This is a genomic window from Arthrobacter nitrophenolicus (assembly GCF_000332815.1).
Lineage (GTDB): Bacteria > Actinomycetota > Actinomycetes > Actinomycetales > Micrococcaceae > Arthrobacter > Arthrobacter nitrophenolicus.
Window position 1 is genome coordinate 1 of record NZ_AOFD01000063.1, and the last position, 24,092, is coordinate 24,092.

Annotated in this window: 24 protein-coding genes and 2 pseudogenes; 13 read left to right on the forward strand and 13 right to left on the reverse strand. The window is 66.5% G+C overall.

Annotation, left to right across the window (positions count from 1 at the left end; genetic code table 11):
* From G205_RS17515 to G205_RS17525, 3 genes are all read left to right on the forward strand, one after another.
* On the forward strand, positions 1-470 hold a 470-nt coding region (locus G205_RS17515), incomplete at its 5' end, for a PTS mannitol transporter subunit IIA (RefSeq protein ID WP_009359168.1).
* Positions 470-1,633 (forward strand): mannitol-1-phosphate 5-dehydrogenase, encoded by a 1,164-nt coding sequence (locus G205_RS17520; protein ID WP_009359169.1) that lies wholly within the window; start codon positions 470-472, stop codon positions 1,631-1,633. The genes G205_RS17515 and G205_RS17520, both read left to right, overlap by 1 nt.
* Positions 1,634-1,788: 155 nt before the next feature.
* Positions 1,789-2,310 (forward strand): GNAT family N-acetyltransferase, encoded by a 522-nt coding sequence (locus G205_RS17525; protein WP_009359170.1) that lies wholly within the window; start codon positions 1,789-1,791, stop codon positions 2,308-2,310.
* A gap of 22 nt (positions 2,311-2,332) precedes the next feature.
* Here G205_RS17525 and G205_RS17530 read toward each other — a convergent pair whose 3' ends face one another.
* From G205_RS17530 to rraA, 3 genes are all read right to left on the reverse strand, one after another.
* Positions 2,333-3,772, reverse strand: a complete 1,440-nt coding sequence (locus G205_RS17530) for a sugar porter family MFS transporter (protein ID WP_009359171.1) — start codon at positions 3,770-3,772, stop codon at positions 2,333-2,335.
* Between the two features lie 192 nt (positions 3,773-3,964).
* The gene (locus tag G205_RS17535) at positions 3,965-5,620 is read right to left on the reverse strand and encodes an MDR family MFS transporter (RefSeq protein ID WP_009359172.1); all 1,656 of its coding nucleotides are present in this window, start codon (positions 5,618-5,620) and stop codon (positions 3,965-3,967) included.
* A 95-nt stretch (positions 5,621-5,715) separates the two neighbouring features.
* A complete protein-coding gene (gene rraA, locus G205_RS17540; RefSeq protein ID WP_009359173.1) occupies positions 5,716-6,210 on the reverse strand; it encodes a ribonuclease E activity regulator RraA in 495 nt (164 codons plus the stop codon).
* Between the two features lie 111 nt (positions 6,211-6,321).
* Between rraA and G205_RS17545 the strand changes: the two genes are divergently transcribed.
* The 6 genes and pseudogenes from G205_RS17545 (at position 6,322) to G205_RS17570 (ending at position 11,842) form a co-directional block, all read left to right on the forward strand.
* Positions 6,322-7,608, forward strand: coding sequence for an MFS transporter (locus G205_RS17545; protein ID WP_009359174.1), 1,287 nt, complete (start codon positions 6,322-6,324; stop codon positions 7,606-7,608).
* 140 nt (positions 7,609-7,748) lie between these two features.
* Positions 7,749-8,357, forward strand: a complete 609-nt coding sequence (locus G205_RS17550) for a TetR/AcrR family transcriptional regulator (RefSeq protein ID WP_035753660.1) — start codon at positions 7,749-7,751, stop codon at positions 8,355-8,357.
* Positions 8,358-8,648: 291 nt separating this feature from the next.
* Positions 8,649-9,848, forward strand: a complete 1,200-nt coding sequence (locus G205_RS17555; protein WP_009359177.1) for an NAD(P)-dependent malic enzyme — start codon at positions 8,649-8,651, stop codon at positions 9,846-9,848.
* Between the two features lie 86 nt (positions 9,849-9,934).
* A complete protein-coding gene (locus tag G205_RS17560) occupies positions 9,935-10,438 on the forward strand; it encodes a DUF456 domain-containing protein (protein ID WP_009359178.1) in 504 nt (167 codons plus the stop codon).
* A gap of 41 nt (positions 10,439-10,479) precedes the next feature.
* On the forward strand, positions 10,480-10,857 hold the full coding sequence (locus G205_RS17565; RefSeq protein ID WP_035753655.1) for a nuclear transport factor 2 family protein: 378 nt from the start codon (positions 10,480-10,482) through the stop codon (positions 10,855-10,857).
* A gap of 9 nt (positions 10,858-10,866) precedes the next feature.
* Positions 10,867-11,842: pseudogene (locus G205_RS17570) on the forward strand (hypothetical protein).
* On the opposite strand, the gene G205_RS17575 reads toward G205_RS17570, so the two are convergent.
* Complete coding sequence (locus G205_RS17575) at positions 11,829-12,485, reverse strand: LysE family translocator (RefSeq protein WP_009359180.1); 657 nt, start codon at positions 12,483-12,485, stop codon at positions 11,829-11,831. The pseudogene G205_RS17570 and the gene G205_RS17575 overlap by 14 nt on opposite strands.
* 105 nt (positions 12,486-12,590) lie before the next feature.
* On the opposite strand from G205_RS17575, the gene G205_RS17580 reads away from it, so the two are divergent.
* On the forward strand, positions 12,591-13,046 hold the full coding sequence (locus G205_RS17580; RefSeq protein ID WP_083875100.1) for an Lrp/AsnC family transcriptional regulator: 456 nt from the start codon (positions 12,591-12,593) through the stop codon (positions 13,044-13,046).
* A gap of 8 nt (positions 13,047-13,054) precedes the next feature.
* Here the strand turns inward: G205_RS17580 and G205_RS17585 are convergent, their stop codons facing one another.
* The 4 genes from G205_RS17585 to G205_RS17600 all read right to left on the reverse strand — a co-directional run bounded on the left by G205_RS17585 (position 13,055) and on the right by G205_RS17600 (position 15,805).
* Positions 13,055-13,726, reverse strand: coding sequence for a hypothetical protein (locus G205_RS17585; RefSeq protein WP_009359182.1), 672 nt, complete (start codon positions 13,724-13,726; stop codon positions 13,055-13,057).
* On the reverse strand, positions 13,723-14,853 hold the full coding sequence (locus G205_RS17590; RefSeq protein ID WP_235047062.1) for a WXG100 family type VII secretion target: 1,131 nt from the start codon (positions 14,851-14,853) through the stop codon (positions 13,723-13,725). Before G205_RS17590 ends, G205_RS17585 begins: the two co-directional genes overlap by 4 nt.
* Before the next feature lie 17 nt (positions 14,854-14,870).
* Positions 14,871-15,236, reverse strand: a complete 366-nt coding sequence (locus tag G205_RS23205; RefSeq protein ID WP_235047064.1) for a hypothetical protein — start codon at positions 15,234-15,236, stop codon at positions 14,871-14,873.
* A gap of 107 nt (positions 15,237-15,343) precedes the next feature.
* A complete protein-coding gene (locus G205_RS17600; protein ID WP_009359183.1) occupies positions 15,344-15,805 on the reverse strand; it encodes an Lrp/AsnC family transcriptional regulator in 462 nt (153 codons plus the stop codon).
* 326 nt (positions 15,806-16,131) lie between these two features.
* Here G205_RS17600 and gluQRS point away from each other — a divergent pair, with 326 nt between their 5' ends.
* Together gluQRS and G205_RS17610 are read left to right on the forward strand one after the other, a co-directional pair.
* A complete protein-coding gene (gluQRS, locus tag G205_RS17605; RefSeq protein ID WP_009359184.1) occupies positions 16,132-17,013 on the forward strand; it encodes a tRNA glutamyl-Q(34) synthetase GluQRS in 882 nt (293 codons plus the stop codon).
* Positions 17,014-17,022: 9 nt separating this feature from the next.
* On the forward strand, positions 17,023-17,670 hold the full coding sequence (locus G205_RS17610) for an HD domain-containing protein (protein ID WP_009359185.1): 648 nt from the start codon (positions 17,023-17,025) through the stop codon (positions 17,668-17,670).
* Here the strand turns inward: G205_RS17610 and G205_RS17615 are convergent.
* The 5 genes and pseudogenes from G205_RS17615 to G205_RS17630 form a co-directional block, all read right to left on the reverse strand.
* Positions 17,651-18,906, reverse strand: a pseudogene (locus tag G205_RS17615) (low temperature requirement protein A). The gene G205_RS17610 and the pseudogene G205_RS17615 overlap by 20 nt on opposite strands.
* 3 nt (positions 18,907-18,909) lie before the next feature.
* Positions 18,910-19,053, reverse strand: coding sequence for a hypothetical protein (locus G205_RS23865; RefSeq protein WP_338058430.1), 144 nt, complete (start codon positions 19,051-19,053; stop codon positions 18,910-18,912).
* Positions 19,053-19,460 (reverse strand): flavodoxin domain-containing protein, encoded by a 408-nt coding sequence (locus G205_RS17620; protein ID WP_338058431.1) that lies wholly within the window; start codon positions 19,458-19,460, stop codon positions 19,053-19,055. Before G205_RS17620 ends, G205_RS23865 begins: the two co-directional genes overlap by 1 nt.
* A gap of 56 nt (positions 19,461-19,516) precedes the next feature.
* Entirely contained in the window at positions 19,517-20,833 is a 1,317-nt protein-coding gene (locus tag G205_RS17625; RefSeq protein ID WP_009359186.1) for an ATP-binding protein, read from the reverse strand.
* A 137-nt stretch (positions 20,834-20,970) separates the two neighbouring features.
* Positions 20,971-21,918: an L-lactate dehydrogenase gene (locus tag G205_RS17630; RefSeq protein ID WP_009359187.1), complete on the reverse strand. Its 948-nt coding sequence runs from the start codon at positions 21,916-21,918 to the stop codon at positions 20,971-20,973.
* A gap of 184 nt (positions 21,919-22,102) precedes the next feature.
* Between G205_RS17630 and ggt the strand changes: the two genes are divergently transcribed.
* Positions 22,103-23,956 carry a gamma-glutamyltransferase gene (gene ggt / locus G205_RS17635; protein ID WP_035753658.1) on the forward strand — a complete coding sequence of 618 codons (1,854 nt, stop codon included), beginning with the start codon at positions 22,103-22,105 and terminating at the stop codon, positions 23,954-23,956.
* The last annotated feature ends 136 nt before the right edge of the window (positions 23,957-24,092 follow it).

Here is a 24,092-nt window from a genome sequence, read left to right on the forward strand (position 1 = left end):
ACCGCCGCGGGGCAACCACCGGATCCGCGGCGGGCGGCGGGGAGATCCTGGCCCGGGACAGCGTGGTGCTGGACGGCTCGGCCACCACGCGGGACGCCGCCATCGACGAAGCCGGCCGGCTGCTGCTGGCCCGCGGCGCCGTGGATGAGGGCTACATCGCGGCCATGCATGAGCGCGAGGCATCGGTGTCCACCTACATGGGCAGCTTCCTGGCCATCCCGCACGGCACCAACGCCGCGAAGGACCACATCCGCAAGTCCGCGGTGTCCGTGGTCCGCTACCCCCAGGGCATCGACTGGAACGGCAAGGAGGTGAAGTTCGTGGTGGGCGTCGCAGGCGTCAACAACGAGCACCTGCACATCCTGTCCTCCATCGCGAAGGTCTTCACCAACAAGGAGCAGGTGGCCCGCCTGGAAGCCGCCCAATCCGTGGATGAAGTCCTGGAGCTCTTCGGAAAGGTCAACGCATAGTGAAGGCTGTACATTTCGGTGCCGGAAACATCGGCCGCGGCTTTGTTGGACTGCTCCTGCATGACGCAGGGTACGAGGTTGTCTTCGCGGACGTGGCTGATGCCCTCATCGCGCAGCTCGCGGAGGCGGACAGCTACCGGGTCCACGAAGTGGGGGAGAACCCCGCCGTCCGGACCGTGGACAACTTCCGCGCCCTGAACTCGAACACGCAGGAAGCGGAACTCGTCGCGGAGATCGCCACGGCGGATATCGTCACCACGGCCGTGGGACCGCACATCCTGAAGTTCGTGGCGCCGGTCATCGCCAGGGGCATCGCCGCGCGCGGGGACGGGATGGCCCCGCTGCAGGTCATGGCCTGCGAGAACGCCATCAATGCCACGGACATCCTGGCCCGGGAGGTGGCCTCCCGTCCGGAGGCCGCCAACGGGGCTTTGGAAGGGCGTGCGGTGTTCGCCAACACGGCGGTGGACCGGATCGTTCCCAACCAGGAGGCGGGCCAGGGCCTCGATGTCACGGTGGAGACCTTCTATGAGTGGGTCATCGACCGGACGCCCTTCGGCGGTGCCGCCCCGTCCATCCCGGGAGCAACCTTCGTGGACGAACTCTCGCCCTACATCGAGCGGAAGCTGTTTACGGTGAACACGGGCCACGCCTCCGCAGCCTATTTCGGGTTCGAGGCAGGCATCGAAAAGATCTCCGACGCGATGGCCGACCAGGACGTGGCAGAGGATGTGCGTGCCGTGCTGGAGGAGACCAAACAGCTGCTGGTGGCCAAGCATGGTTTCAACAACGACGAGCAGGAGGCCTACGTCCAGAAGATCCTGGCCAGGTTCTCCAACCCGCACCTGCCGGACACGGTCAACCGGGTGGGGCGTGCGCCGCTGCGAAAGCTCGGCCGGCACGAGCGGTTCATCGGCCCGGCCGCTGAACTGGCAGAGCGCGGGGTGGTTCCGGAAGCCCTGCTGGGTGCCATCGCCGCTGCGCTGCGCTTCAACGATCCGGCAGACACCGAGGCGGTGGAGCTGGCCGGCATACTGGCAGCCAGCAGCCCGGCGGACGCCACAGCGAAAATTACCGGGCTGGAGCCCGGGCATCCGCTGTTCAGCGCCGTCTCCACCCTGGTGGAGGAACGGCAGGCGGAGGTGGCCCAGGCGCCCGCCTGACCCCTCCTGCTCCCGCAGCTGACGTATTGCATAAACAACGACGCCGGCACTTCCGCAAGTGCCGGCGTCGTACGTGTTGGCCGTCCCCCAAACGCCCGCTCACTTTTGGCGGGTAAACGCTGAACGCGCGCTCACTCCTGTGCAAGGCTGGGCGGGTGACTTCCGCCCCTGATGCCCTGACTCCTTTGCTGACAGCCGCCGTCGACGGCGGCACCTTCCGCCTGCGCCGCGCCACCCGTGGTGACCTTCCCGCCGTCGTACGCCTGCTGGCTGACGACGCACTGGGTGCCGCCCGTGAAACCGGCGGGGACGTGGCACCTTACGAGCGGGCTTTTGAAGCGATCGACGGCGACCCCGCCCACCTGCTGGCGGTGGGCGAGGTAGTGCCGGACGGTGAAACGGCCGGCACGGTCATTGCCACGTTCCAGCTGAGCTTCCTCCCGGGCATATCGCGGCAGGGTGCCTGGCGCTCGCAGCTTGAGGGCGTCCGTGTGGCCGGCGGCTGGCGCGGGCGGGGTGTCGGCGAACTGATGGTGCGGTGGGCTGTTGACGAGTCCCGGCGGCGGGATTGCGCCCTCATGCAGCTGACCACGCACAAGTCCCGTACCGCCGCGCACCGTTTCTATGAGCGCCTCGGCTTCGAAGCCAGCCACGAAGGCATGAAGCTGGCGCTGTAATGCCACCGGAAGTGCAGGGCTTCTAGGCTTTGACGGAGCCCTTGGGCACGAACAGGGTCTCCGCCTGTTCCAGGGACATTCCGTTCGTTTCCGGCACCTTGAACATCACGAAGAAGAACGACGCCGCGGCGAACAGCGCGTACATGGCGTACGTCAGCGGCAGTGAAGCGGCAGCCATCACAGGGAAGCTGAGGGTGATGGCGAAGTTTGCCACCCACTGGGCAGCCGCGGCCAGGCCCAGGGCGCGGGCACGGATCCGGGAGGGGAAGATTTCGCCGAGGAGTACCCATACCAGCGGGCCCCACGAGGCACCGAAGCTGATGACGAACACGTTGGCGGCCACCAGGGCAACCGGGCCCCAGGCGCCGGGAAGCGTGATGTCCGCTCCCGTTCCGGTAGCGGAGGCAAAGGCCAGTGCCATGACGCCCAGGGATACGGCCATGCCCACGGAGCCGGCCAGCAGGATGGGCCGGCGGCCGATCCGGTCCACCAGCGCGATGGCCACCAGGGTCACCAGGATGTTGGTGACGGACGTTGCCACGGAGATGGTCAGCGAGTCTTTCTCCTGGAAGCCCACGGCCTTCCACAGGGTGGTGGAGTAGTAGAAGATGACGTTGATGCCGACGAACTGCTGCAGGACGGAGAGGATGATGCCGACCCAGACGACTGCCTGCAGCCCGAACGCCTTGCCTCGGAGCGAGCCCTTCTGGCCGGCCAGTTTGTCTTCCTCGATGGCTTCCCGGATGTCGCGGATGTGCCGGTCGGTGTCCTCTGTGGGAGCAATCGCGTCAAAGACCTTGCGGGCCTCGTCCTCCTTGCCCAGGAACACCAGGAACCGCGGGGACTCAGGGAGCGTGTAGGCAACCCAGCCGTAGACCACGGCCGGCAGGGCCGCGGCCAGGAACATCCAGCGCCAGGCCTCGATGCCAAGCCAGAAGGCCTGGTCCGCGCCGCCGGCACTGGTGGCAAACAGGGCGTCGGACAGCAGGGCGGCGAAGATGCCGGTGGTGATGGCCAGTTGCTGAAGTGACGCGAGCCGCCCACGGATCTTGCGCGGCGAGATTTCGGAAATGTAGGCCGGGGCGATCACGGACGCCAGGCCGATGCCCAGTCCGCCCACCAGGCGCCAGAAGATCAGGTCCCAGACGCTGAACGCGAACCCGGTGCCGAGGGCGCTGACCAGGAAGAGCAGGGCGCCGAGCTTCATGGCGGGGATGCGGCCGTAGCGGTCTGCCACCTTGCCGGCGAGGTAGGCGCCGGCGGCGCAGCCCAGCAGTGCGATGGCGACGGCAAACCCGGTCACCGCCTCGGACAGCGCAAATTCGTCCTTCATGGCGTCCACGGCGCCGTTCACCACGGACGAGTCGAAGCCGAATAGGAATCCGCCCACCGCCCCTGCAAGCGCCAGCCAGATCACCCGCTGCGGTATCCGGGCGGTGGTCTGCTCCTGTGCAGTGGGCATGGTTCTCCCTGGGTTTGGGGTCTGGTGGAATGCGGTGCGGACATCGTCGGCTGCGGTACCGGCAAGAGGGCCGGCGCACACGCGCTAAACAGTGTGGCACGTCACCGCCCGAGGTTCCACTTGGCGACGACCACCCCGCTTAACCGGGGACGACGACGGCGGGCCGCGCCGCCGTCGTCGTCCCCGGGGCGGTCAGTGCGCTGCCGCGGCAGCCGCCTCCGGGGACGGCCTGTGGTCCGTCAGCTTCTTGTTGGGGAGCGCGAAGCTGATGAGGAACGCGATGCCCGTGAGGGCCGCGGCGGTGAACATCACCACGTCGATGGAGTAGGCAAAGCCCTCCGTGATGGGCCGGGTCAGCACGTTGTTCGCGGTGTGCAGCCAGCTGGTGTCGTTCAGGGACTCGTTGGAGGCGCCGTCACGGAAGAACTCGTACAGCTTGGCGTTTGCCGGGTCCGCCGCGACGGCCGGGTCCTGCAGCACGGCCAGGTACGCGGGATCGGCCATCGCCGACTTCATTCCGTCAGCGATCCGGCTGGCGGCGAGGCTGAACAGGAGGGAGATGAATACGGCTGTTCCCACCGCGCCGCCCATGGACCGGAAGAAGGCCGCGGAGGATGTCCCCACGCCCATGTCCCGCGCCGGAACCGAGGTCTGCATGGCCAGCGTGAGCGGCTGCATGCAGAACCCGAGCCCCACGCCGAAGAAGACCGCGATGACGCCCGGAACCCACAGGGCTGTATCCACGCCAAGCGAGAAGCCCATCACCGTGGCCGCCGCGGTGAGGATGCCGGTGCCTATGACGGGGAAGATCCGGTAGGTTCCCGACGCCGAAATGGTCCGCCCGGCCGTGATGGACCCGGTCAGGATTCCTACAGTGAAGGTGATCATCATGAGGCCGGCCTGGGTGGGTGTCAGCCCCTTCACCAGCTGGAGGTAGAGGGGCAGCATGGCGATGGCGCCGAACATGCCGATGCCGATGATGAAGTTCAGCAGCGAGGACAGCCCGAAGGTGGTGTTTTGGAAGAGCCGCAGCGGGATCAGGGCGGAGTCGCCGGCCCGCTTTTCGGCCAGCAGGAACCAAATGATGCCCACCACGCCGAGTCCGTAGCAGAGGAACGAGTTCAGGGACGTCCAGCCCCAGCTGCGGCCCTGTTCGGCCACGAGCAGCAGCGGCACGATCGCCAGCGTGATGGCGGCGGCGCCCCAGTAGTCGATCTTCTGCTTCGCATGCTTGGCGGGCAGGTGCAGGAACAGGAACACCACGGCCAGTGCCGCCAGGCCGATGGGCAGGTTGATGAAGAACACCCAGCGCCAGCCGTCAAAGCCCAGGATGTTCGCGGAACCGGCGAACGCACCGCCCACCACCGGACCGAGCACGGACGAGATGCCGAACACGCTCATGAAGTAGCCCTGGTACTTGGCCCTGTCCTTGAGCGAGACGATGTCGCCGATGATGGTCAGCGCCAGGGCCAGCAGGCCGCCGGCACCCAGGCCCTGGACGCCCCGGGCGAAGGCCAGTTCGGTCATGGAGTTGACCGAGCCGGCGTACAGCGAGCCCACCAGGAAGATGGCGATCGCCGTGAGGTAGAGGGGCCGCCGGCCAAAGATGTCGCTCAGTTTGCCGTACAGCGGCGTGCTGACGGTGGACGTGATGAGGTATGCGGTGGTTGCCCACGCCTGCAGCGACAGGCCGTCCAGGTCATTGGCGATGGTGTAGATGGAGGTGGACACAATGGTCTGGTCCAGCGAGGCCAGGAACATGCCCAGCATCAGTCCCACCATCACGGTGACAATTTGGCGCTGCGTCAGCGCTTCTCCGGCTGGACGCGCCGCGGGGGTTTTGGGCATGGAAACTCCAGGTGGGGAAAGGGCCGGGCAAGGATAGTTGCTTTCAGTAACTATCGTACGCCTGCCGGTTATTCCCTCCTCCGGAAATTCTTTTGCTAGCGCTCCACGAGGATGCCGTCCGGATCGCACCACACCATGGCGCCGGGGCGGAAAGTCACGCCGTCCACCACCACGTCCACATCCACTTCGCCCGCGCCGGCTTTGGCGCTTTTCCTCGGGTTGCTGCCGAGCGCCTTCACCCCGAGCTCCAGGCGGGCGATGGCCTCACGGTCCCGGATGGCCCCGTGAATCACGACGCCGGCCCAGCCGTTGGCCACTGCGCTTTCGGCGATCATGTCCCCCATCAGGGCCGTGCCCAGGGAGCCGCCGCCGTCCACGACCAGCACGCTGCCGTTGCCCGGCGTGGCCAGGGTGGACTTGACCAGGGCGTTGTCCTGGAAGCAGCGGATGGTCCGGATGGGCCCGCTGAAGTGGGAGCGTCCGCCCAGGGACTGGAACTGCAGCGCCACGGACGCCAGCTCGTCACCGCGCTCGTCGTACAGATCCGCGGTGTTGACGGTGGTGCTTTCGGGGGTGGACGCTGCGCTCATGTGGTTCTCCTCTGGATCCGTCTTGCCGCCCCGCTGAAACGGCGTGGGAATGCGGTACCGCCCACGATAGTCTGACTTCCACCATCATCTGCTGCACCAGGGGAGCCTGACATGAGCCTGTCCGACACGCCCGCTCCGCCGGATCCGCACGCTGCCAAAGCAAGCTCGACGGCGGCGCTCGCCGAGCCCACGCGGAAGGTCACCGCGCGGTGGGTGACCGGCCTCGTCCTGGTCAACGTCGGCATCAACGCCGCGTTCTTCGGACCCATCAACGTCTTTGTCGCCCAGCAGGCCACTGGCATCGACGAAGCCAACAAGGAAGCCATCGCCTCCCTCGTACTTGGGTGCGGGGCCGCCGTATCCCTGGTTGCCAATCCGCTCTTCGGTGCGCTGTCCGACCGGACGGTCTCGGGTTTCGGCCGGCGCTCCCCCTGGGTCCTGGCGGGTACCATCCTGGCCACGGCAGCGTTGCTGGCAATGTCCGGGGCCGCGGCTGTTGCCCTGATGGTCCTGTTCTGGTGCCTTGTCCAGCTGGGCGCCAACGCGGCCTATGCGGCCATTACCGCCGCCATTCCGGACCGCGTGCCGGTGCTGCAGCGCGGCGGCGTGGGGGGACTGGCGGCCCTGGGCCAGACGGTGGGAATCCTCCTCGGCGCGGTTTTCGGTGCGGTAGTTTCCGGCAACTTCATGGTGGGTTACTGGCTGTGTGCGGCCGCCCTGCTGCTCTCCGTGCTGCCATACCTGTTCCACCGGAATGACCCGCCGCTGCCCAGGGAGCTCCGCCCGCCGTTTTCCTTGGGCAATTTCCTCCGCGGCTTCTGGATCAGCCCGGTTCGCCACCCGGACTTCGCGTGGGCCTGGCTCACCCGCTTCCTGGTCAACGTCTGCAACCAGCTAACCATTGTGTACCTGATCTTTTTCCTCGCGGACGTCATCAAGCATGAGAACCCAGCGCTGGGAGTCCTGACCCTTACCGGCATTTATGCGGCGTTGGTGATGATTACTGCGGTGATCGCGGGGCCGTGGAGCGACCGGGTGGGCAAGCGCAAGCCATTCGTGATCGCCTCCTCGGTCATGATCGCCATGGCGGGCCTCACCATGGCGTTCTTCCCCGTATGGACCGGCGCCTTGATTGGGGCCTGCATCCTGGGCATCGGCTTCGGCGCCTACCAGGCCGTTGACTTCGCCCTGCTGACGCAGGTGCTCCCGCAGGCCGCGGACCGTGGCAAGGATATGGGGGTCATCAACGTGGCCGCTTCGCTGCCGCAAGTGTTCGCGACGGGCCTCGCTTTCCTCGCGGTGACGCAATTCGGCGGGTACGGCACGCTCTTCACAACTGCAGCCATCATCGGACTCCTGGGGGCCGTTTTCGTGGTCAAGATCAAGAGCGTCGCCTGACCGGCGGAAGACCGGGTAGTAAGGTCACTGACAAATAACGTCACACAACTGTGTCGTATAGTTGATCCCGGACTGCAGGCGGATTCGGGATGGGGACGCTCCCGGCTGCTGCACTACAGGATCACAACCCCGGAATGCTGATGCCCGAAACCATTTCAGACCATCCGCCCATGGCCGCCAGGCCCTCCGCTCCTCGCCAGCGGCTCCGCTATACCCGCATCCTGGAGTCCGCAGCGGCGTTCGCCCGCAAAGGCCTGGATTCCGTGGAACTTGCCGAAGTTGCCGCCAAGGCCGATGTGCCGCTGGGAACGCTCTACCGGTATTTTCCTTCCCCCACCCACCTGATGCTTGCCCTGTACCGCCACCAGCTGGATGAGCTGCAGGCAGGCGCCCGGACCGGGCCTGCCCGGTTCCGCGGTCGCGCCCTGCCGGGGCTGGTGATGGAAATCTTCCACATGCGCGTCATGCAGCCTGCCGTGGAGCAGTGCTTGAGCCGGGGCGTCTACCTTCCGGACCGCGACACCACTGCGCTGCTGCGGGAGATCGACGCACTGGCCGAAAAGGTGGTGGGCGCGGCAGCCACGGACGCTGTTGCTGCGCGCGTCCTGCTCTTGACCGTCACTGGTCTGGTCCAGTCCGTCCGGAACCGGCGCCTTTCCCTCTTCGAGGCCGAAGAAGACCTCAAAAAGGCCTGCGCCCGCCTCTCTCCGGGCGCCGAAGCCGGGTTCACACTGTCCCAAAGTGCGTAACCGGCCTAGACCAATAACCCAATAAGTACGCCTTTATCACGTGACGTGGGTCACAAGTGCGCTTGCTCAAGCGTTTTGGCGGCCGCAGGCTGTGTCAAATCGTCGGCCGGCCCCGGAAACCGCTGCCTACCATGGAGGAACCGGAGCAACAGGGAGGAACACAACAGCCCCACGCTCCCGCGGACCCGCCACCCCTGGGTTTCCTGTCGCACCATTCCCCTTGCCTGCGCCCGCCCGGGCGCCGGGCTTCCATGTGCCGTGCGCGCACGGCGAGCACCAGGAGACAACGACGTGTCCATTGACGCAATCACCGCCATCGACGATTCCGCTGCCACCCCGCTGACCGAGGACGAGATCTTCAGCGCCCACCAGGGCGGCAAGCTGACCATCGGCACCACCGCCCCGCTGTCCAACAAGCGGGACCTGTCCATCGCCTACACGCCCGGTGTGGCCGAAGTCAGCCGTGCCATCCACAAGCAGCCGGAACTCGCCCGCACCCTGACCTGGGCCGAGCGCCTGGTGGTCGTGGTCAGCGATGGCACCGCCGTGCTGGGCCTGGGCAACATCGGCCCCAGCGCCTCCCTGCCCGTCATGGAGGGCAAGTCGGCCCTGTTCAAGACCTTCGGCGACCTCGACTCCATCCCCTTGGTCCTCAACACCAGCGATGTTGACGAGATCGTGGAAACCCTGGTCCGGCTCCGCCCCAGCTTCGGCGCCGTCAACCTTGAGGACATTTCGGCGCCGCGCTGCTTCGAACTCGAGGAAAAGCTCATCGAAGCACTGGACTGCCCCGTCATGCACGACGACCAGCACGGCACCGCCGTGGTGGCCCTCGCCGCCCTGACCAACGCCGCCAAGGTCACCGGCCGCGGCCTTGCGGGCCTCCGCGTGGTGGTGTCCGGCGCAGGTGCCGCCGGCATCGCCGTCGCCGAAATCCTGCTGGCCGCCGGCATCAGCGATGTTGTCCTGCTGGACTCCCGCGGCGTCATCAACAGCCAGCGCCCGGACCTGGCCGCGGACGCCACCAGCAAGAAGGCCGATATCGCCGGCCGCAGCAACCCGCGCGGCGTGGCCGGGGGGCCGGCCGAGGCACTCGCCGGCGCTGACGTCTTCATCGGCGTCTCCTCCTCCAAGCTGGACGAGGACCACCTCGCGCTCATGAACCAGGACTCCATCGTGTTCGCGCTCTCCAACCCGGACCCCGAAGTCCTCCCGGAGGTGGCCGTGAAGTACGCCGCCGTGGTGGCCACCGGGCGCAGCGACTTCCCCAACCAGATCAACAACGTCCTGGCCTTCCCCGGCATCTTCCGGGGTGCCCTGGACGCCGGTGCCCGCCGCATCACCCCCGCCATGAAACTGGCGGCAGCCCGGGCCATCGCCGAACTTGCGGCCGAGGACCTGTCCGCGGACTACATCGTTCCCAGCCCGCTGGATCCGCGGGTTGCCCCCGCCGTCACCGCAGCCGTTGCCGCCGCGGCGGCAGCACAGTAGCTCCCCTGAAATTACGACGCGGTGCCTCCTTGCGACAGGAGGCGCCGCCGTCGGGGGTTAAGGGCGGCGGCCATACACTGGGGTGCATGAACTCCGAGACCGTGGTGACCGTCCTGTGCGGCCTGGCGATCCTCGTGGGGGTGGCCGGCACCGTCATCCCGGTCCTTCCGGGCAGCATCCTGATCGGAGCCAGCCTCCTGGCCTGGGCCATCTGGGGCGGCGCGGGGACGGCAGGCTGGGTGGTCTTCGCCGTCGCCATGCTGTTCGTCGCCGCCGGCATGGCCGCCAGTGCCGTGCTCACCGGCAGGAAACTCAAGCAACACGCCATTCCAAGCCACAGCATCGTGGCTGCCCTCGTGGCCGGGGTGATCGGCATGTTCATCATCCCGGTCGTGGGACTCTTCGTCGGCTTCGCGGCCGGCCTGCTGCTCAGCGAATTCCTTCGCACCCGCAACATCGGCCGGGCGGCCACCTCCAGCTGGGCAGCCCTCAAAGCCACGGGGCTGGGCATGCTGGCCGAATTCGGGCTCGCGTCCCTTGCGGCCAGCACGTGGGTCATCGGGGTGTGGATTGCCGCCGCCGGCGGTTGAACGGCTTGCAGCCAGGAATACTGCCGCGTAAAACCGGAGGCATGATCGAGCCAAGTTCAGCTTTGGAACAGGTCCAGGCCTGGATGGAAAAGTACCAGGCGGCCTGGAGCAGCAACCTGCCCGAGGACATCAGCGCCCTGTTCACACCAGACGCCCGGTACGAGACCCGGCCCGCGGACCCGGACCCCTGGGTGGGCCGCGACGACATTGTGGACCGCTGGCTGGCCGCCCGGGACGAGCCCGGGGACTGGACGTTCAGCTGGGAGCTGCTGGGAACCGACGGCAATACCGCCTTCGTCCAGGGGCTTACCACCTATTCGGGTGACCGGCCCACCTATGACAACCTGTGGGTGATCCGGTTTGACGGCACCGGCCGTGCCGCCTCCTTCACCGAATGGTTCATGCAACGGTCCGGTTAGCATGGAAAGATGACCGCCGGGGACACTGCACCGATCTACTGGGACAGCCGGGACCTCACCCCTTTCGGGAACCCGCAGCTCCGTACGCCCGTCCACGACCTGGCCGGGGGAGTGGGGGGCCTGCTCACCGGCGTGCTGGGTGGCCGGAACCCTGCCCTGCTGTCCATCGACGGCGACGTCCCCCGCCTGAAGCTCCTCCTGCCCAAGCCGGCCAAGGCCGTCCACGAAGCCGTCTTCACCAGCCGGGAGCCCGAGCGGTTGATCACGCTGGCCCGCGCCCACCCCGGCTGGGCGGGACTGTGCTACCTGATGGCCGGGCTGCTCGCGTACAAGCACGGTGGCTACCTGCGCGCCTCCGAGCTGCTGCACCGCGGGCTCACCATCCGCAATGACGAGGATGCGAACCGCTACTCGTCCACCTACCTCACCAGGATCGTCACCCGGATCGAACTTGCCGAGCGAGTGGAGATACCGGTCCTCTTCAGCGAAGAATCCGTGTTCCTTGCCCTGTCCCACTCGCTGCGCGAAACCGGCCGGACGGAAGCGGCGCTGGACGCGCTGACCGGCCTGCCGCCGTCGCTCCCCATGGCCCTGACGCGCTGCTCGCTGGCGCTGACGCTGGGACGCAGCCGGACCGTGATCGACTGGACGGAAGGGCTGCTGAACGCGGATGACCTCTCCGCGGCGCTGCTCCTCGTGCGGGCGCGCGCTGCGCAGGGAGGGGCGCTATGAGGCCGCCCATGAGGCAATCGGTGAGGTCCTGCGCCGCCGCAAGACGCACATGGTGCTGCGGAACGATGCCATGACGGACCGGGCACTGCTGGTGCTGGAGTCCAGCCGCCGGTCCCTGAACCCGCGCGACTGGGGCAGGCGCCGGCCGGATCCCGAGCCGCAGCGTGAGATCGCCGCACCCATTCCCATCCGCAAGGACGAGGAGATGCGCCGCATCTGGGAACAGGACTGGAAGAAGCTCAGCGGGGACTAGCTGCGGCGGCGAGCAGCGGCACCAGCTGCTCGCCCAGCAGGACCACGGCAAGCAGCACCATGATGACACCGCTTGCCAGGGTCACGGCGCGTGCTGCCCCGGGCCGGCTCTGCAGCAGCGTCCGGGAGAGCAGTGCGACGGCGGTGTACACCAGGCCCGCCAGCGCCACGAAGGTCATGCCCAGCAGCCCGGACTGCACGGGCACGGGCAGGGATGCCTCGGCGCTGACGAACTGCGGGATCAGGGCCACATAGAAAAGGAGGCCCTTCGGGTTGATCCCGCTGGTGCCCATGCCCTGGAAGAATGCGCGGAGCTGGCTTCCGGCGGGAGGGACGACGGCGCCTGCCGCACTGAAGGACGCGCCGCGCCACGAGCGCAGGGTGCTGACGCCCAGCCACATCAGGTAGGCGGCGCCGGCCAGGGTGATCCATCCCAGGACCCCGGGCATTCCGGCCAGCAGCGCCGCCAGTCCCGCGACCAGCAGGACGGTATGGAGGACGTACCCGCCGCAGAGGCCGGCCACCGCGGGAACGAAGCTGCGCTGCCTTAAGCCGGCGGTGATGGTGTAGGCCCAGTCCACGCCTGGAGTGCACGCCAGGGCGGCCGCTACCAGTATGAAGGCCAGGAACAGCTCCGGATTCATGGGGTTTCTCCTGTCGGTTCTCTCAGGAGAAACGATAGGGACTTCCGGCCCGGAAGTGCTGTCCTCTTTTCGCCCGCCACCCGGCATGGGCAGTAGGATTATTGCGTGATTGACGCTGTTGACAGGAATATATTGCGCCACCTGAAAGAGGACGGCAGGATGACTGCCACCGCACTCGCCGCAAAGGTGGGCCTGACCGTGGCGCCCTGCCACCGGCGGCTGCGCGACCTGGAGAAGTCGGGCGTGATCCGGGGGTACAAGGCGGACATCGACCCCGCGGCGGTGGGCCTGGGGTTTGAGGCGATCGTGTTCGTGACGCTCCGGCAGGTGGACAGGCCCACCATGGAGATTTTCGAGAACCGGGTGGCGGACCATCCCAACATCGTGGAGGCGCAGCGTCTCTTCGGCTCGCCGGATTACCTGCTCAAGGTCATCGCGGAGGACTTGCCCGCCTACCAGCGCTTCTACGACGCCGAACTGACGTCCCTGCCCGGCGTCGAACGGCTCACCTCAACACTGGTGATGAAGAACCTGAAGTCCAACGCCGGCCCGCCTGTCTAACCGTCCGCTCACTCCGCAGGCAGGACGTGGACGATGATCACCTGGGTGTCCTTGCCGCCGTCGTACCTCAGGTCGTAGTTGACCGTCAGTCCGGTGGCCGTGCCTGGCGTGATGGAGAAGTCGCTTTTTGAATCCGGAGCTGCCTGGGTGCTGCTGATCCAGTCCTCTGCCGAGGCCTCGGAGATCCCGTACCGTTCCACGCCGTCGCGGATGAGTGCCACGTACTCGTCGAGGGAATCCGCGGTGAGGAAGTAGGTCACCTCGCTGAAGTCGGCGCGCCTGGCCGTGGTGTTGAACCTGATCCGGTCCGTCTCCGCGGTGATTTCGCCGTGGGGCGCCGCGATGCTCAGGCTGATCTTGCCGGCGCCGCGGGTGTTGATTTCGGGGCCATAGCTGTCAGCCGCCACCCGGACGGCGGCTTTGTCGAGCCGGCCGGAGCTCATGTCCAGGCGGGCCGCCTGTGTTTCGCGGATGGTGTCCACGCCGGGGGCATCGAGTGTGGAGAATTCTGAAGTTTTCACGGTGCTCCCTGGCGAGGATGAGGCGGAGGTGGGATCGGCGGGTCCGGCGGGCTGGCAGGCGCTGAGGGCAAGTGTTGCGGCCAGCGCGGGCAGGAGGAAGAGAACGACGGCGATGGCGCGCCTTGTGTGGCGGGCCGGTGCTGTGCAGGGTGGAGTCACTGGTGGACCTCCGTGTCAAAGCCGCCCAGGAACCTGTCCATGATTCCCGGGATGTTGTTGGTGGGACGGTACTGGTCCACGCGGGCATCGAAGTCCGAACCGATGATCCGGGCTGCCTGGTCCGGGTCCGTGGCCAGCAGGTCCTGGTAGGCCGGCAGCGTATCCTGCCGGATCAGTTCCCAGCGCTGGTCCGCATTGGCGATGTTGCCGTCCGGGAAGCCGGTGGTGAAGTCGGTGCGGAACTGCGCGGGGTTGTCCCAGCTGGTCAGCGGAATGTTCTCTGGGCCGGGGCTCTCCACGCTGAAGGTGTAAGGGAACACCTCCGGGTAGCTCCTGGCTCCCGGGATGGAGGGGTCGCCGGCCAGGGTCACCATGTACGTCACGGCTTCCCCTCCCGGGTGCCCGCGCATGTTGTCGTAGTCGTCGGCGATGATCTCGTTCTGCTCCCGGTACAGCAGGGCCGTGTTTCCTTCCTGCACGCGGTCCGGGTCACCGGAGTCGATGTCCGCCCACGCATCGGCCGTTCCGGCGTCGATGGCGCCGGAGTCCCTGAGCCGGTTGATTTCGTCCAGTCCGCCGTTGAGGTAGGCCTGGTGCTGCCGGGCCTGGTCCAGGAAGATCTCCTTGTTCATGTCCAGCATGCTGGTTTCGTAAAAGCGGATCTCCTGGTCCGTCATGCCGGCCAACTGCTCGATCTCGTCGAGGACCGGCACGGGGATATCGGCGGCGGGGTTATCGGCGATCTGCTGCGCGAGGTCACGCAGCATGGCCATGTCACGGAAGCCGCCGGCGAAGGACGGACCAATCATGTTCGCCATTCCGGCCCACTGCAGGTCGGGGTTGGCAAGGTAGGCCTGGCCGTAGAAGTCGTAGACGCTCCGGATGGTTTCCCAGTTGGGCTCCGTGCCCCTGGAGGTATCCCAGCTGGCGGGGTCGATGCCCATGTCCAGCATGGCCTGGTTGTTCCAGTAGGAGCTGAGGAAGTCCGCGTATTCCGGCGAGTTCTTGTCGATCAGGCCTGAGTCCGCGGCCGCATCCAGGGCAGCCTTCGCCGCGTCAGGGTTGGCCAGCGCCCACCGTTCGAATTCGCCGCTTTGCAGGTACTCCCGGCGTTCCTCCGGTGTCATGGCGGTGAGGGTATCGGTCAGGTTCTGGCTGTCCCATCGCCGGAACCGCCAGCGCCCCCGGAACCACCGGCGCCCACTGAACCGCCGGCGCCCCCTGAACCGCCCGGGCCGCTGCCCGTGCTGGCCCGCTCCTGTTCGTCTGCATTGGCGAGAAGCACCTTGGATGCCGCCTCGAGCCCGGCTGTCGCGGACTTTAGGAGCTTCACGTGGGATGAGGACCATTCGCCGCGGAACCGGTCGCCGTCGCGCCCCTTCCACAGGCCGGCGCTGATGGTACTGCCCAGCTGCTGGCTCAGGGCGTCCAGTTTGTTGGCCCCGCCCGCCAGCTCCTTGGCCAGCTGCCGGAGCTGCCCAACGTCGCCACCGTAGAACGTCCCCGCCATGATTCCCCCCCGATTGGATATCCCGGCTGTCAGCCTAACCGGGACGGGTGGCAGGCGGCGATGGGGAGAGGTCCCCGGTGCCCGTCGAAGGGGCGGCCGGGGCTTGGTCAGTCTGCTGCGAGCAGCCCGGTGGTGCGGTAAGGGATGACTTCCCGGAGGAACATGCTGGTGGAGGTGCGCACGATGCCCGGGCACAGCCGGATCTCCTCGGAAACCCGGTAAAGGTCGTCCGGGCTGGTGGCGACAACCCTGATCAGCAGGTCGGTATCCCCGGCCGGGGCGTGGCATTCGAGGACTTCGGGGATTTTGCGCAGAGCCGCGATGGCCTCGTTGAGGTGGCTCTGGTCGAGCTCCGCACTGACGGATGCGGCCACCCCGCGTCCCAGGGCGGCGGGGAGCACCCTGCTGCTGTTGGGGCGAAGCGCACCTGACGCCGCCATGCGTTCCAACCGCGTCTGCACCGTTCCGCGCGCCAGTCCCAACCGCTGTGCCAGCACCATGATGGGCACGCGCGGGTCCTCGTCGAGGGCGCGAAGAATCCGCTTGTCGGTCGGGTCCAGTTCCTGCAATCTGATCAGTTCCTGTCTCTGAAGCGGGGAGAGATTGATCGGATTGACCAGTGCAATCCGTGCCGGTTGCACCAACTGTAGGATCTCTGCTGAAATATTGGCAACTGGGCAACGGCTACCGCCGGAACCCGCAGGCCAACGGCATTTCGGCACACCACCCGGACGCTGCAGACCGCTTCCCGCAAGGAGGCCGCCGCTGATTGACTCTTGTTCACGCATCGTCATTCCGCACCTTTCACGGCAAGAGCCCCTGAGCCACCGATCATCGGATTTCCGTAGCAATCGGTAGCTGAGGGGCTCTTGTGTTGTCCGCATAGGCTGGATCCATGACGTCTGCCGGCCGCTTTGCCCCCAGTCCTTCCGGTGAGCTTCACGTGGGCAATCTGCGCACCGCCATGCTGGCGTGGCTGTTTGCCCGCTCCACGGGGCGGAGCTTCCTGCTCCGGGTCGAGGACCTGGACCGTGCGCGGGCCGGTGCGGAGGCAGTGCAGTTGCGGGACCTTGAGGCGGTCGGGGTGACATGGGACGGCGGCGTGGTCCGGCAGACTGCCCGTGGCCGGCTCTACGAGGATGCCATCCGGCGGCTCGGTGATGCCGGCCTTACCTACGAGTGCTTCTGCACCCGCCGGGAAATTCAGGAGGCGCCCTCGGCCCCGCACGCCCCGCAGGGCGCCTACCCCGGCACCTGCCGGAACCTGGACCCCGCGGAGCGGGAGTTCAAGCGCTCCATCCGGCCCGCGGCCATCCGGCTGCGGTCTGCGGTCCAGGAGTTCACCGTCCACGATGTCCTGCACGGCGAATTTCCTGGCGTGGTGGACGACTTTGTCCTGCGCCGAAACGACGGCGTGGTGGCTTACAACCTTGCCGTGGTGGTGGACGATGCGGACCAGGGCGTGGACCAGGTGGTCCGGGGTGACGACCTGCTTCCGTCCACGCCACGGCAGGCCTATCTGGCATCCCTCTTGAATATTCCGCTTCCGGAATATGCCCATGTTCCCTTGGTGGTCAACTCCGACGGCGCCCGGCTGGCAAAGCGGGACGGGGCAGTGACGCTTGCCGACCTTGCCGGGGCGGGCGTCTCCGCTAATGCCGTGCGGGACCGTCTTCTCGCCTCCCTGAACCTTCCCGCCGGCACCCTGGAGCAGGCGTTGGCAGCGTTCAATCCGGCTACGCTCCCGCGGCAGCCATGGGTCTGGAGCGGCCCGTAGGCTTGGGGTATGTCAGATGACCATTTTCCGGCCCACGGTCCGGCCCCAGGGTTCACCGTAGAGACTGCCAAAGTCCTTGCCGAGGTGGCCCACAACCGGCAGAAGGACAAGTTGAAGAGGCCTTACCGGGAACACGTCCTGGCTGTGGGCGACGCCCTGGCCGACTTCGACGACGATATCCGGATCGCGGGATACCTGCACGATATCGCCGAGGACACTCCGATCACCCGGCAGGCCTTGCTGGACATGGGCGTTTCCGAGCGCGCCGTGGAGATTATTGAGCGGGTCACCAACCGGCTTCACAGCAACCCGGACGATTACCAGGCCGGGATTCGCGAGATCGCCGAGGACCACGACGCTGCCCTGGTCAAGATTGCGGACAACGCCCACAACTCCCTGCCGGAAAGGGTCAAAGCCCTTGCTGAGAAATGGCCGGACAAACCGCCGGTCACCAAATACCGCGACGCCCGGCCCGTGCTGTACGCCGCCGTCGAGGTGGAGGAGGTCCGCAAGATCCTGGCCCGGGTGAATCCGTGGCTGCTGGAGGAGCTGGACGACCGCCTGGACGAGGAAGACACCACCGACTACGAGAATCTCTCCTATGGTGAAGCGGGCGCCGGCGCCGCATCGGCTGACGTTAGGGCTGGGGAGCGGTAGTTCCTGCTTCAAGCCGTTGCAGCGCGGTGTGCAGCCGCTCGGCTCCGCGGCGCTCATCGATGACGATGGACGCCGCCAGCCCCAGCACCATGACCAGCATGCACACCGGGACCGAGGCCCCCAAAGCCGCCATGGCAACGGCCCCGGCCAGGACCACCATGATTCCGGCGGCAACCGCAATCACCGTCCGGTCCGGCCCCATCATGGTGCTGTACAGCCAGGTCAGGGCAAGTTTGAAGACAGCAACCGGGACGGCGATGGAGGCGACGGCCGCTGCCGCACTGATGTGTGCCTCATGGTCGATGTAGTACGCCGCCACATGCAGCCCTGCGCCGGTGGCCGCAATCGCCGCGAAGATGGGAATGTGGCCGTAGCCGAAAAGGAATGAGCGGTGCCGCCTCAGGTGCAGGGCCCGTCCGGCCGGCAGCATGAAGTACACCCACCACATCCCGAAGGCCAGGGCCGTACCGCCGAAGCCGACCAGTGCCGCGTCCACGCTCCAGCCGTGTTCGCCACGATCGCCCGCAGGGTTTCAATCGCGCCGATCAGGCACTCGCCCAAGGCGATGATGGCCAGCAGCCCGTACCGCTCGGCGATATGGTGTGCGTGCCATGGGGTCCTCTCATCGCGTTCCGCCGCATAGGGCGTGGCCATTTCCAGTGCCACCAGGGGGATCACCAGAAGGAATGTGGTGGCTACATCGGTGTCCACAACCAGCACGGCGATCCAGCCGAGCTGTACGAGGGCAAGGTATTTGGCGTAGCGCAGGCACGTCTGGCGGCGCGCGGGATCCTGGCGGGACGCCCGGATCCACTGCGTTACCAGGGCAAGCCGCATGATCACGTAGCCGGCCACGATGACGCGGTTGTCCACGTGCCGACCCTCCACAATCGAGTGGAACATCGGTTCGATCCCCATCGTGAGGATCAGCACCCCCACGATCTGGACCATGGTGACCACCCGGAACACCCAGTCGTCCGTGTCATAGGCGCTGGCAAACCAGGTGAAGTTGATCCAGGCCCAGATCACCGCAAACATCGCAAAGGAAAACGCCATGAGGCCCTCCACAAAGTGGGCCTCGGCGATCTCGTGGGCGAACTGGCTGCCCGCCACCCCGAAGGCGATGACAAAGGTCAGGTCAAAGAAGAGTTCCAGGGGCGTCGCGGCCCGATGTTTTTCATGCGGATCACGGCCGCCCATGCGCGCGAAGGCATGCCGGAGAGGGTTCGAGGACATGCCTCAAAGATTACTCTGGACCGCTTTCGGCTCCAGGCCGGCAGCGAAGTCCTCGGCAAACCGCCGGACGCCGTCCCATTCCGTATAGATGTAGTCGCGGGACGTATCGGTGTCCAGGCCGCCTTTGTCCTGAGCGATCTTCTTCATCACCATGCGCTTGAGGAACCCGTACTGTGTATACAGCAGGGCCCCGCTGAAAAGGGCCACCCGGCAGGGTGCCAGCCCGTCTCCTCCTCGAACTGGGCAACGTATTGTTCGGCGTTTTCCATGTCGCCGTGCGCGGCCAGGCTGACGGAGAACAGCGCAGAAGGGATCCCTTCCAGCGCTTCGCGGTTCTTCAGCACGAAGTCCCGGACGTATTCCTCGTGCTTCCCCATGTGGATGGAAGCGCCCACGATGGCGGCGTCATACTTGCCGGCCAGAAGGTGGTCCGAGTGTTTCAGGTCCACGGGCTCCACGTCGTGTCCGTGGGCCCGCAGGACGTCGGCAATAAACTCCGCGATCCGGGCCGTCTGGCCCTCGGAGGTCCCGTAAGGGATAACAATGTGTGCCATACCTCGATACTGGTGCCCGCCCGGTGCGGAGGTAAGGGCAGAAAGTCCCGGGCCTTTCAGACGCGCGCGAGGGCGTCGATGTCCTCGAGGAAGTCCTGGTGGACTTCCTCGCTGACGGTGGTGCGGGTTTCGCCGATGGCATCCAGGTAGTCCTGGGTGGACGGTCCTTTCCGCACCGCTTCCCGGACTGACGGCCGCGCTCCGGAGGCCAGCCCGCCGTCGTCGTACACGGCCTTTTCCAGCGCGCGCTGGGAGGCGCTGCGGGCGGCATACTCGATGTCCGCGGGGGAGAAGCCCTCGGTGCGTTCCACCAGGAGCTCGACGTCCACGTCGTCCACCACGGGTGCGGGGATGAAGCGCTGCCACATGGCTTCGCGTGCGTGGCGGTCGGGCAGGCCGATGGGGATGACGTAATCGAACCGGCCGTGCCGCAGGAACGCCGAATCGAGCGCGCGGATGAAGTTGGTGGCGCACACCAGCAGGCGGCCCGGCTGTTCGCGGAAGGCGGGGATGATCTTCAGGAGTTCGTTGGTGACGCCCTGCAGCGGCGACGGCGGTTCACCGGACCGCTGCGAGGCGATCTCTTCCACTTCATCGATGAACACCACCGCGTGTTCCAGTTCCGCGATCTCCAGGAAAGTTTCGCGCAGCGCCCCGGCCAGGCCCTGGGGATCAGCCGCCAGGCGGGACGGAAAGACTTCGACAAATGGCCATTCCAGGCGGGAAGCGATGGCCTTCGCGAAGGTGGTCTTGCCGGTGCCGGGCGGGCCAAAGAGGACCACGGCGCGTGGCGGGACCACGCCGAATTCATCGGCCAGGTCCGCTTCGGCCAGTGGAAGCACCAGCCGGCGTTCCAGCAGTTCCTTCTCCCGGTGCATGCCGGCCACGTTTTCCCACAGGTCGCGGGCCAGGACGCGGCCACCCAGCTGGCCCAGCGCACCCAGCTCCTGCCGCTGGACGGGGATGGTCCGCTCGAAGTACCGCAGGTTCTTCTTCAGCGCGAAGCCGCGGCCCAGGAATGCCTCCACGCGCGTTTCGGAGTCCGGCATCAGCGCCGAAAGCTTGTTCAGGCCGTGGGGTGCCATCCGGTTTTCGACGGCGGCCAGCAGCGAGGTGCCTATCCCGCGGCCGCGGTATTCGGGGAGGGTGGCCAGGAAGACGATCCAGCCCTGGTCGTGCGCGGCGCGTCCGACGGCGGCGCCCACCACCTGCTCGCCCTGCACCGCCACCACGGCATGGTCCTTCTCGCAGGAGGCAAGCACCTCGGAGAGGGCGTAGACCGGCTCGACGTTGCTCGCCTTAAGGGTTTCCCAGAGATGCAGGATCCCGTCCAGGTCAGCCGAGTGGAAGTCCCTGATTCGCCAGTTGGTCATAGCCGCCTAATCTCCCGGGTGGTTCGTCATTGAGCCGGCATGTTCGTGCCACTGCCGAGCTTAGCGAACGGCGGCGGGCGGAAGGTTGCGGCGGCGTTGCATTACGGCTTCCTGGAAGGATTGCCGCCCGCGTGGATTCAGAGCCCGAGGGTGGAGAGGGTGTTCCGCAGGGTGTCCGCGGAGTGTTGCAGGGCTGCCAGCTCGTCCTGGTCCATTGGGGTGTCCAGGACGCGCAGGACACCCTGGCGCCCCACGATGCTGGGCAATGAGAGCGCCACTCCTGAAATCCCGTACTGGCCGTCAAGAACGGTGGACACAGGCAGGACAGCATTCTCGTCCCGGAGCAGGGCTTCCACGATGCGGGCACCGGACAGGCCTATCGCGTAGTTGGTTGCTCCTTTGCCGGCGATGACCTTGTAGGCCGCCTGGGTCACTTCCCGCGCGGTGTCAGTGAGGTGCTCCTGGGTGAACGTCCGCCCGCTGCCGGACGTCCATTCGCGGATGGGCACCGGCCCGATCCTGGCCCCGGACCACACTGGGAATTCGGTGTCTCCGTGTTCGCCCACCATGCTGGCGTGGACGCTTGCCACCGAAACACCGGCGTGGCGTGCCAGGAGCCAGCGGAGCCGGGACGTATCCAGCACAGTGCCGGACGAGAAGATCCGGCCCGCCGGCAGTCCGGTAATTTGCCGGGCAGCGACGGTGAGCACATCGCAGGGATTGGTGACCAGGACGTAGACCGCATCAGGTGCTCTCTCCAGCAGCTTCGGCATCAGCTGTTCGAGGATGCGGACGTTGGTCCCGGCCAGGTCGAGCCGGGTCTGTCCCGGTTCCTGCTTGGCGCCGGCTGTGATGACCACGACGTCGGCACCCTCCGTCACGCCGATGTCACCTCCGCCCGTGACTGAAGTGGCCCCCGCTGCGAACTGCGTGCCGTGCGCGAGGTCCAGCACTTCTGCTTCCGCTTTGCCGGAGTTGACGTCGAACAGCGCAATGTTGCTGGCCGAACCGCGGATGAGTGCGGCATAGGCCAGGGAGGTTCCCACGCTGCCGGCCCCGACGATGGCAAGTTTGGATCCGGGCATCAGCCTTCCCGCCTTTCCGGGTCCTGGCGCCAGGACCCGCGCTCTTGGTGTAAGCCAACAATGCCAGCATGGCACCGATAAAGGGTAGGGCGGGCCGCCGGCGGGGTAGGCGGAGCCGTTGAGTGTCCCATCCCTGAGGAGTAACGTGTGCCCCACCTCACCCGCACCCCCATCAGGAGCAACCATGCCACATCTGGGACGCCGGCTAGGAGCCGTTACGGCTGCGCTGGCGATGAGCGTGACCACAGGGGCGATCATGAGCCCTGCCTCTGCCCACAAAGCCGACCATCAGTACCAAACCGCCAAGGAACCTGTAGCCGAAGGCCGCGGAGGTGCCGTCAGCACTGTCGACCCCGAGGCTTCGGCTGCCGCCATCGAAGTTCTCAGCAAGGGCGGAAACGCTGTTGACGCCGCCGTCGCAGCTGCCGCCACCCTCGGCGTCACGGAGCCATACAGCGCCGGGATCGGCGGCGGCGGCTATTTTGTCTACTACGACGCGAACAGCGGGAAAATCCACACTATCGACGGCCGAGAGACGGCGCCGGCGGCAATGCCCACCAATGCGTTTATTGATCCCGCCAACGGCAAGCCGTACAACTTCACGCCCGAACTGGTCACCAGCGGAGTCTCGGTGGGCGTCCCGGGAACCCCGGCCACGTGGGAGCGGGCGCTGGAACGCTGGGGCAAATTCAGCCTGGCGAAGGCACTGGAACCGGCCATCGAGGTAGCTGAGCGCGGGTTCGTGGTGGACGAGACCTTCCGCCAGCAGACTGATGACAATGACGAGCGTTTCAGGGCATTCCCGGCCACCACTGAGCTCTTCCTGCCGGGCGGTCAACTTCCGGTTGTTGGCTCAGTACTGAAAAACGAGGACCTCGCCGACACCTACCGGCTGTTGGCAGATGAGGGAACACGGGCGTTCTACGAGGGCCCGCTCGCGGATGAGATCGCCAAGACAGTGCAGAACCCGCCGAAGGACCCGGCCACGAAGCTTCCCGTTCCCAAGGGCTTCATGACCGCGCAGGACCTCGCAAAGTACCGTGCCATCGACCAGGACCCCACGCATGTGAACTACCGCGGCTACGACGTGTACGGGATGGCACCCTCCAGCAGTGGCGGTACTACCGTGGGTGAAGCGTTGAATATCCTCGAGACGTTCGACCTGCCGGCCGTGGCCAAGGCGGACCGGGCCGCTGCCCTCCACCACTATCTCGAGGCAACGGCCTTGGCTTTCGCCGACCGCGGGAAGTACGTGGGTGATCCGGCGTTCGTGGACGTACCAACGGAAGCGCTCCTGGACGAGGTTTTCGGCAAGGAACGGGCCTGCGAAATCAATCCGCTGAAGGCGGCAACCAAGCCGGTCCCCGCTGGCGACGTCACCTCGTACGACGGCGTCTGCCCGGTCAAACCGGCAGCGCTCGCGGATGAGAAGGACACGGAGAACATCTCCACCACCAACCTCACTGTCTCCGACAAATGGGGCAATGTGGTGGAGTACACGCTCACCATCGAGCAGACCGGCGGATCAGGCATCACGGTTCCGGGCCGCGGCTTCATCCTCAACAACGAGCTCACCGACTTCAACACCGTTTACAACCCGACGGAAGCCAACCGCATCGAGCCGGGCAAGCGGCCGCGCTCCTCGATGTCGCCCACCATTGTGCTCAAGGACGGCGAGCCCTTCCTGGCACTCGGTTCGCCGGGTGGTTCCACCATCATCACCACCGTCCTGCAGACGCTGATCAACCGGATCGACTTCGGCATGAGCATCGAGGATGCCTTGGCCGCACCCCGGGCCACGCAGAGGAATACCGCCAACGTGACTGCCGAACCGGCATTTATCGACCAGTACGGAACTGACCTTACGGCCCGGTTTGGACACAAGCTGGTGCCGGCAGGCGATGCCTTTACCTCAGCCGCCGAGATCGGCGCCGCCACGGCCATCGAGTTCGACCTCGACGGAAGAACCGTGACGGCTGTCGCCGAACCGGTCAGGCGTGGCGGAGGCTCGGCGATGGTGGTCAAACCGGAGCGGTAGCTTCCGGCTTACTGCTTAAACCCTGACGGCGGCACCCCGGTTCCATGGTTGTGGAACCCGGGGTGCCGCCGTCGGACGTTCCGAAGGGTTACTTCTTGAACGTCTCCGCGGGCGGGTTCGCGACCACCGGAGATAC

Excerpts from the sequence above, each read along its gene's own strand:
- G205_RS17630 (WP_009359187.1), bottom strand. The coding sequence starts at position 21,918 with ATGCCCGGATCCAAACTTGCCATCGTCGGGGCCGGCAGCGTGGGAACC.
- G205_RS17560 (WP_009359178.1), top strand. The coding sequence starts at position 9,935 with ATGAACTCCGAGACCGTGGTGACCGTCCTGTGCGGCCTGGCGATCCTC.
- G205_RS23205 (WP_235047064.1), bottom strand. The coding sequence starts at position 15,236 with ATGGCGGGGACGTTCTACGGTGGCGACGTTGGGCAGCTCCGGCAGCTG.
- ggt (WP_035753658.1), top strand. The coding sequence starts at position 22,103 with ATGCCACATCTGGGACGCCGGCTAGGAGCCGTTACGGCTGCGCTGGCG.
- G205_RS17575 (WP_009359180.1), bottom strand. The coding sequence starts at position 12,485 with ATGAATCCGGAGCTGTTCCTGGCCTTCATACTGGTAGCGGCCGCCCTG.
- G205_RS17545 (WP_009359174.1), top strand. The coding sequence starts at position 6,322 with ATGAGCCTGTCCGACACGCCCGCTCCGCCGGATCCGCACGCTGCCAAA.
- G205_RS17565 (WP_035753655.1), top strand. The coding sequence starts at position 10,480 with ATGATCGAGCCAAGTTCAGCTTTGGAACAGGTCCAGGCCTGGATGGAA.
- G205_RS23865 (WP_338058430.1), bottom strand. The coding sequence starts at position 19,053 with ATGAAGAAGATCGCTCAGGACAAAGGCGGCCTGGACACCGATACGTCC.
- gluQRS (WP_009359184.1), top strand. The coding sequence starts at position 16,132 with ATGACGTCTGCCGGCCGCTTTGCCCCCAGTCCTTCCGGTGAGCTTCAC.
- G205_RS17530 (WP_009359171.1), bottom strand. The coding sequence starts at position 3,772 with ATGCCCACTGCACAGGAGCAGACCACCGCCCGGATACCGCAGCGGGTG.
- rraA (WP_009359173.1), bottom strand. The coding sequence starts at position 6,210 with ATGAGCGCAGCGTCCACCCCCGAAAGCACCACCGTCAACACCGCGGAT.
- G205_RS17610 (WP_009359185.1), top strand. The coding sequence starts at position 17,023 with ATGTCAGATGACCATTTTCCGGCCCACGGTCCGGCCCCAGGGTTCACC.
- G205_RS17620 (WP_338058431.1), bottom strand. The coding sequence starts at position 19,460 with ATGGCACACATTGTTATCCCTTACGGGACCTCCGAGGGCCAGACGGCC.
- G205_RS17535 (WP_009359172.1), bottom strand. The coding sequence starts at position 5,620 with ATGCCCAAAACCCCCGCGGCGCGTCCAGCCGGAGAAGCGCTGACGCAG.
- G205_RS17590 (WP_235047062.1), bottom strand. The coding sequence starts at position 14,853 with ATGACACCGGAGGAACGCCGGGAGTACCTGCAAAGCGGCGAATTCGAA.
- G205_RS17550 (WP_035753660.1), top strand. The coding sequence starts at position 7,749 with ATGCCCGAAACCATTTCAGACCATCCGCCCATGGCCGCCAGGCCCTCC.
- G205_RS17625 (WP_009359186.1), bottom strand. The coding sequence starts at position 20,833 with ATGACCAACTGGCGAATCAGGGACTTCCACTCGGCTGACCTGGACGGG.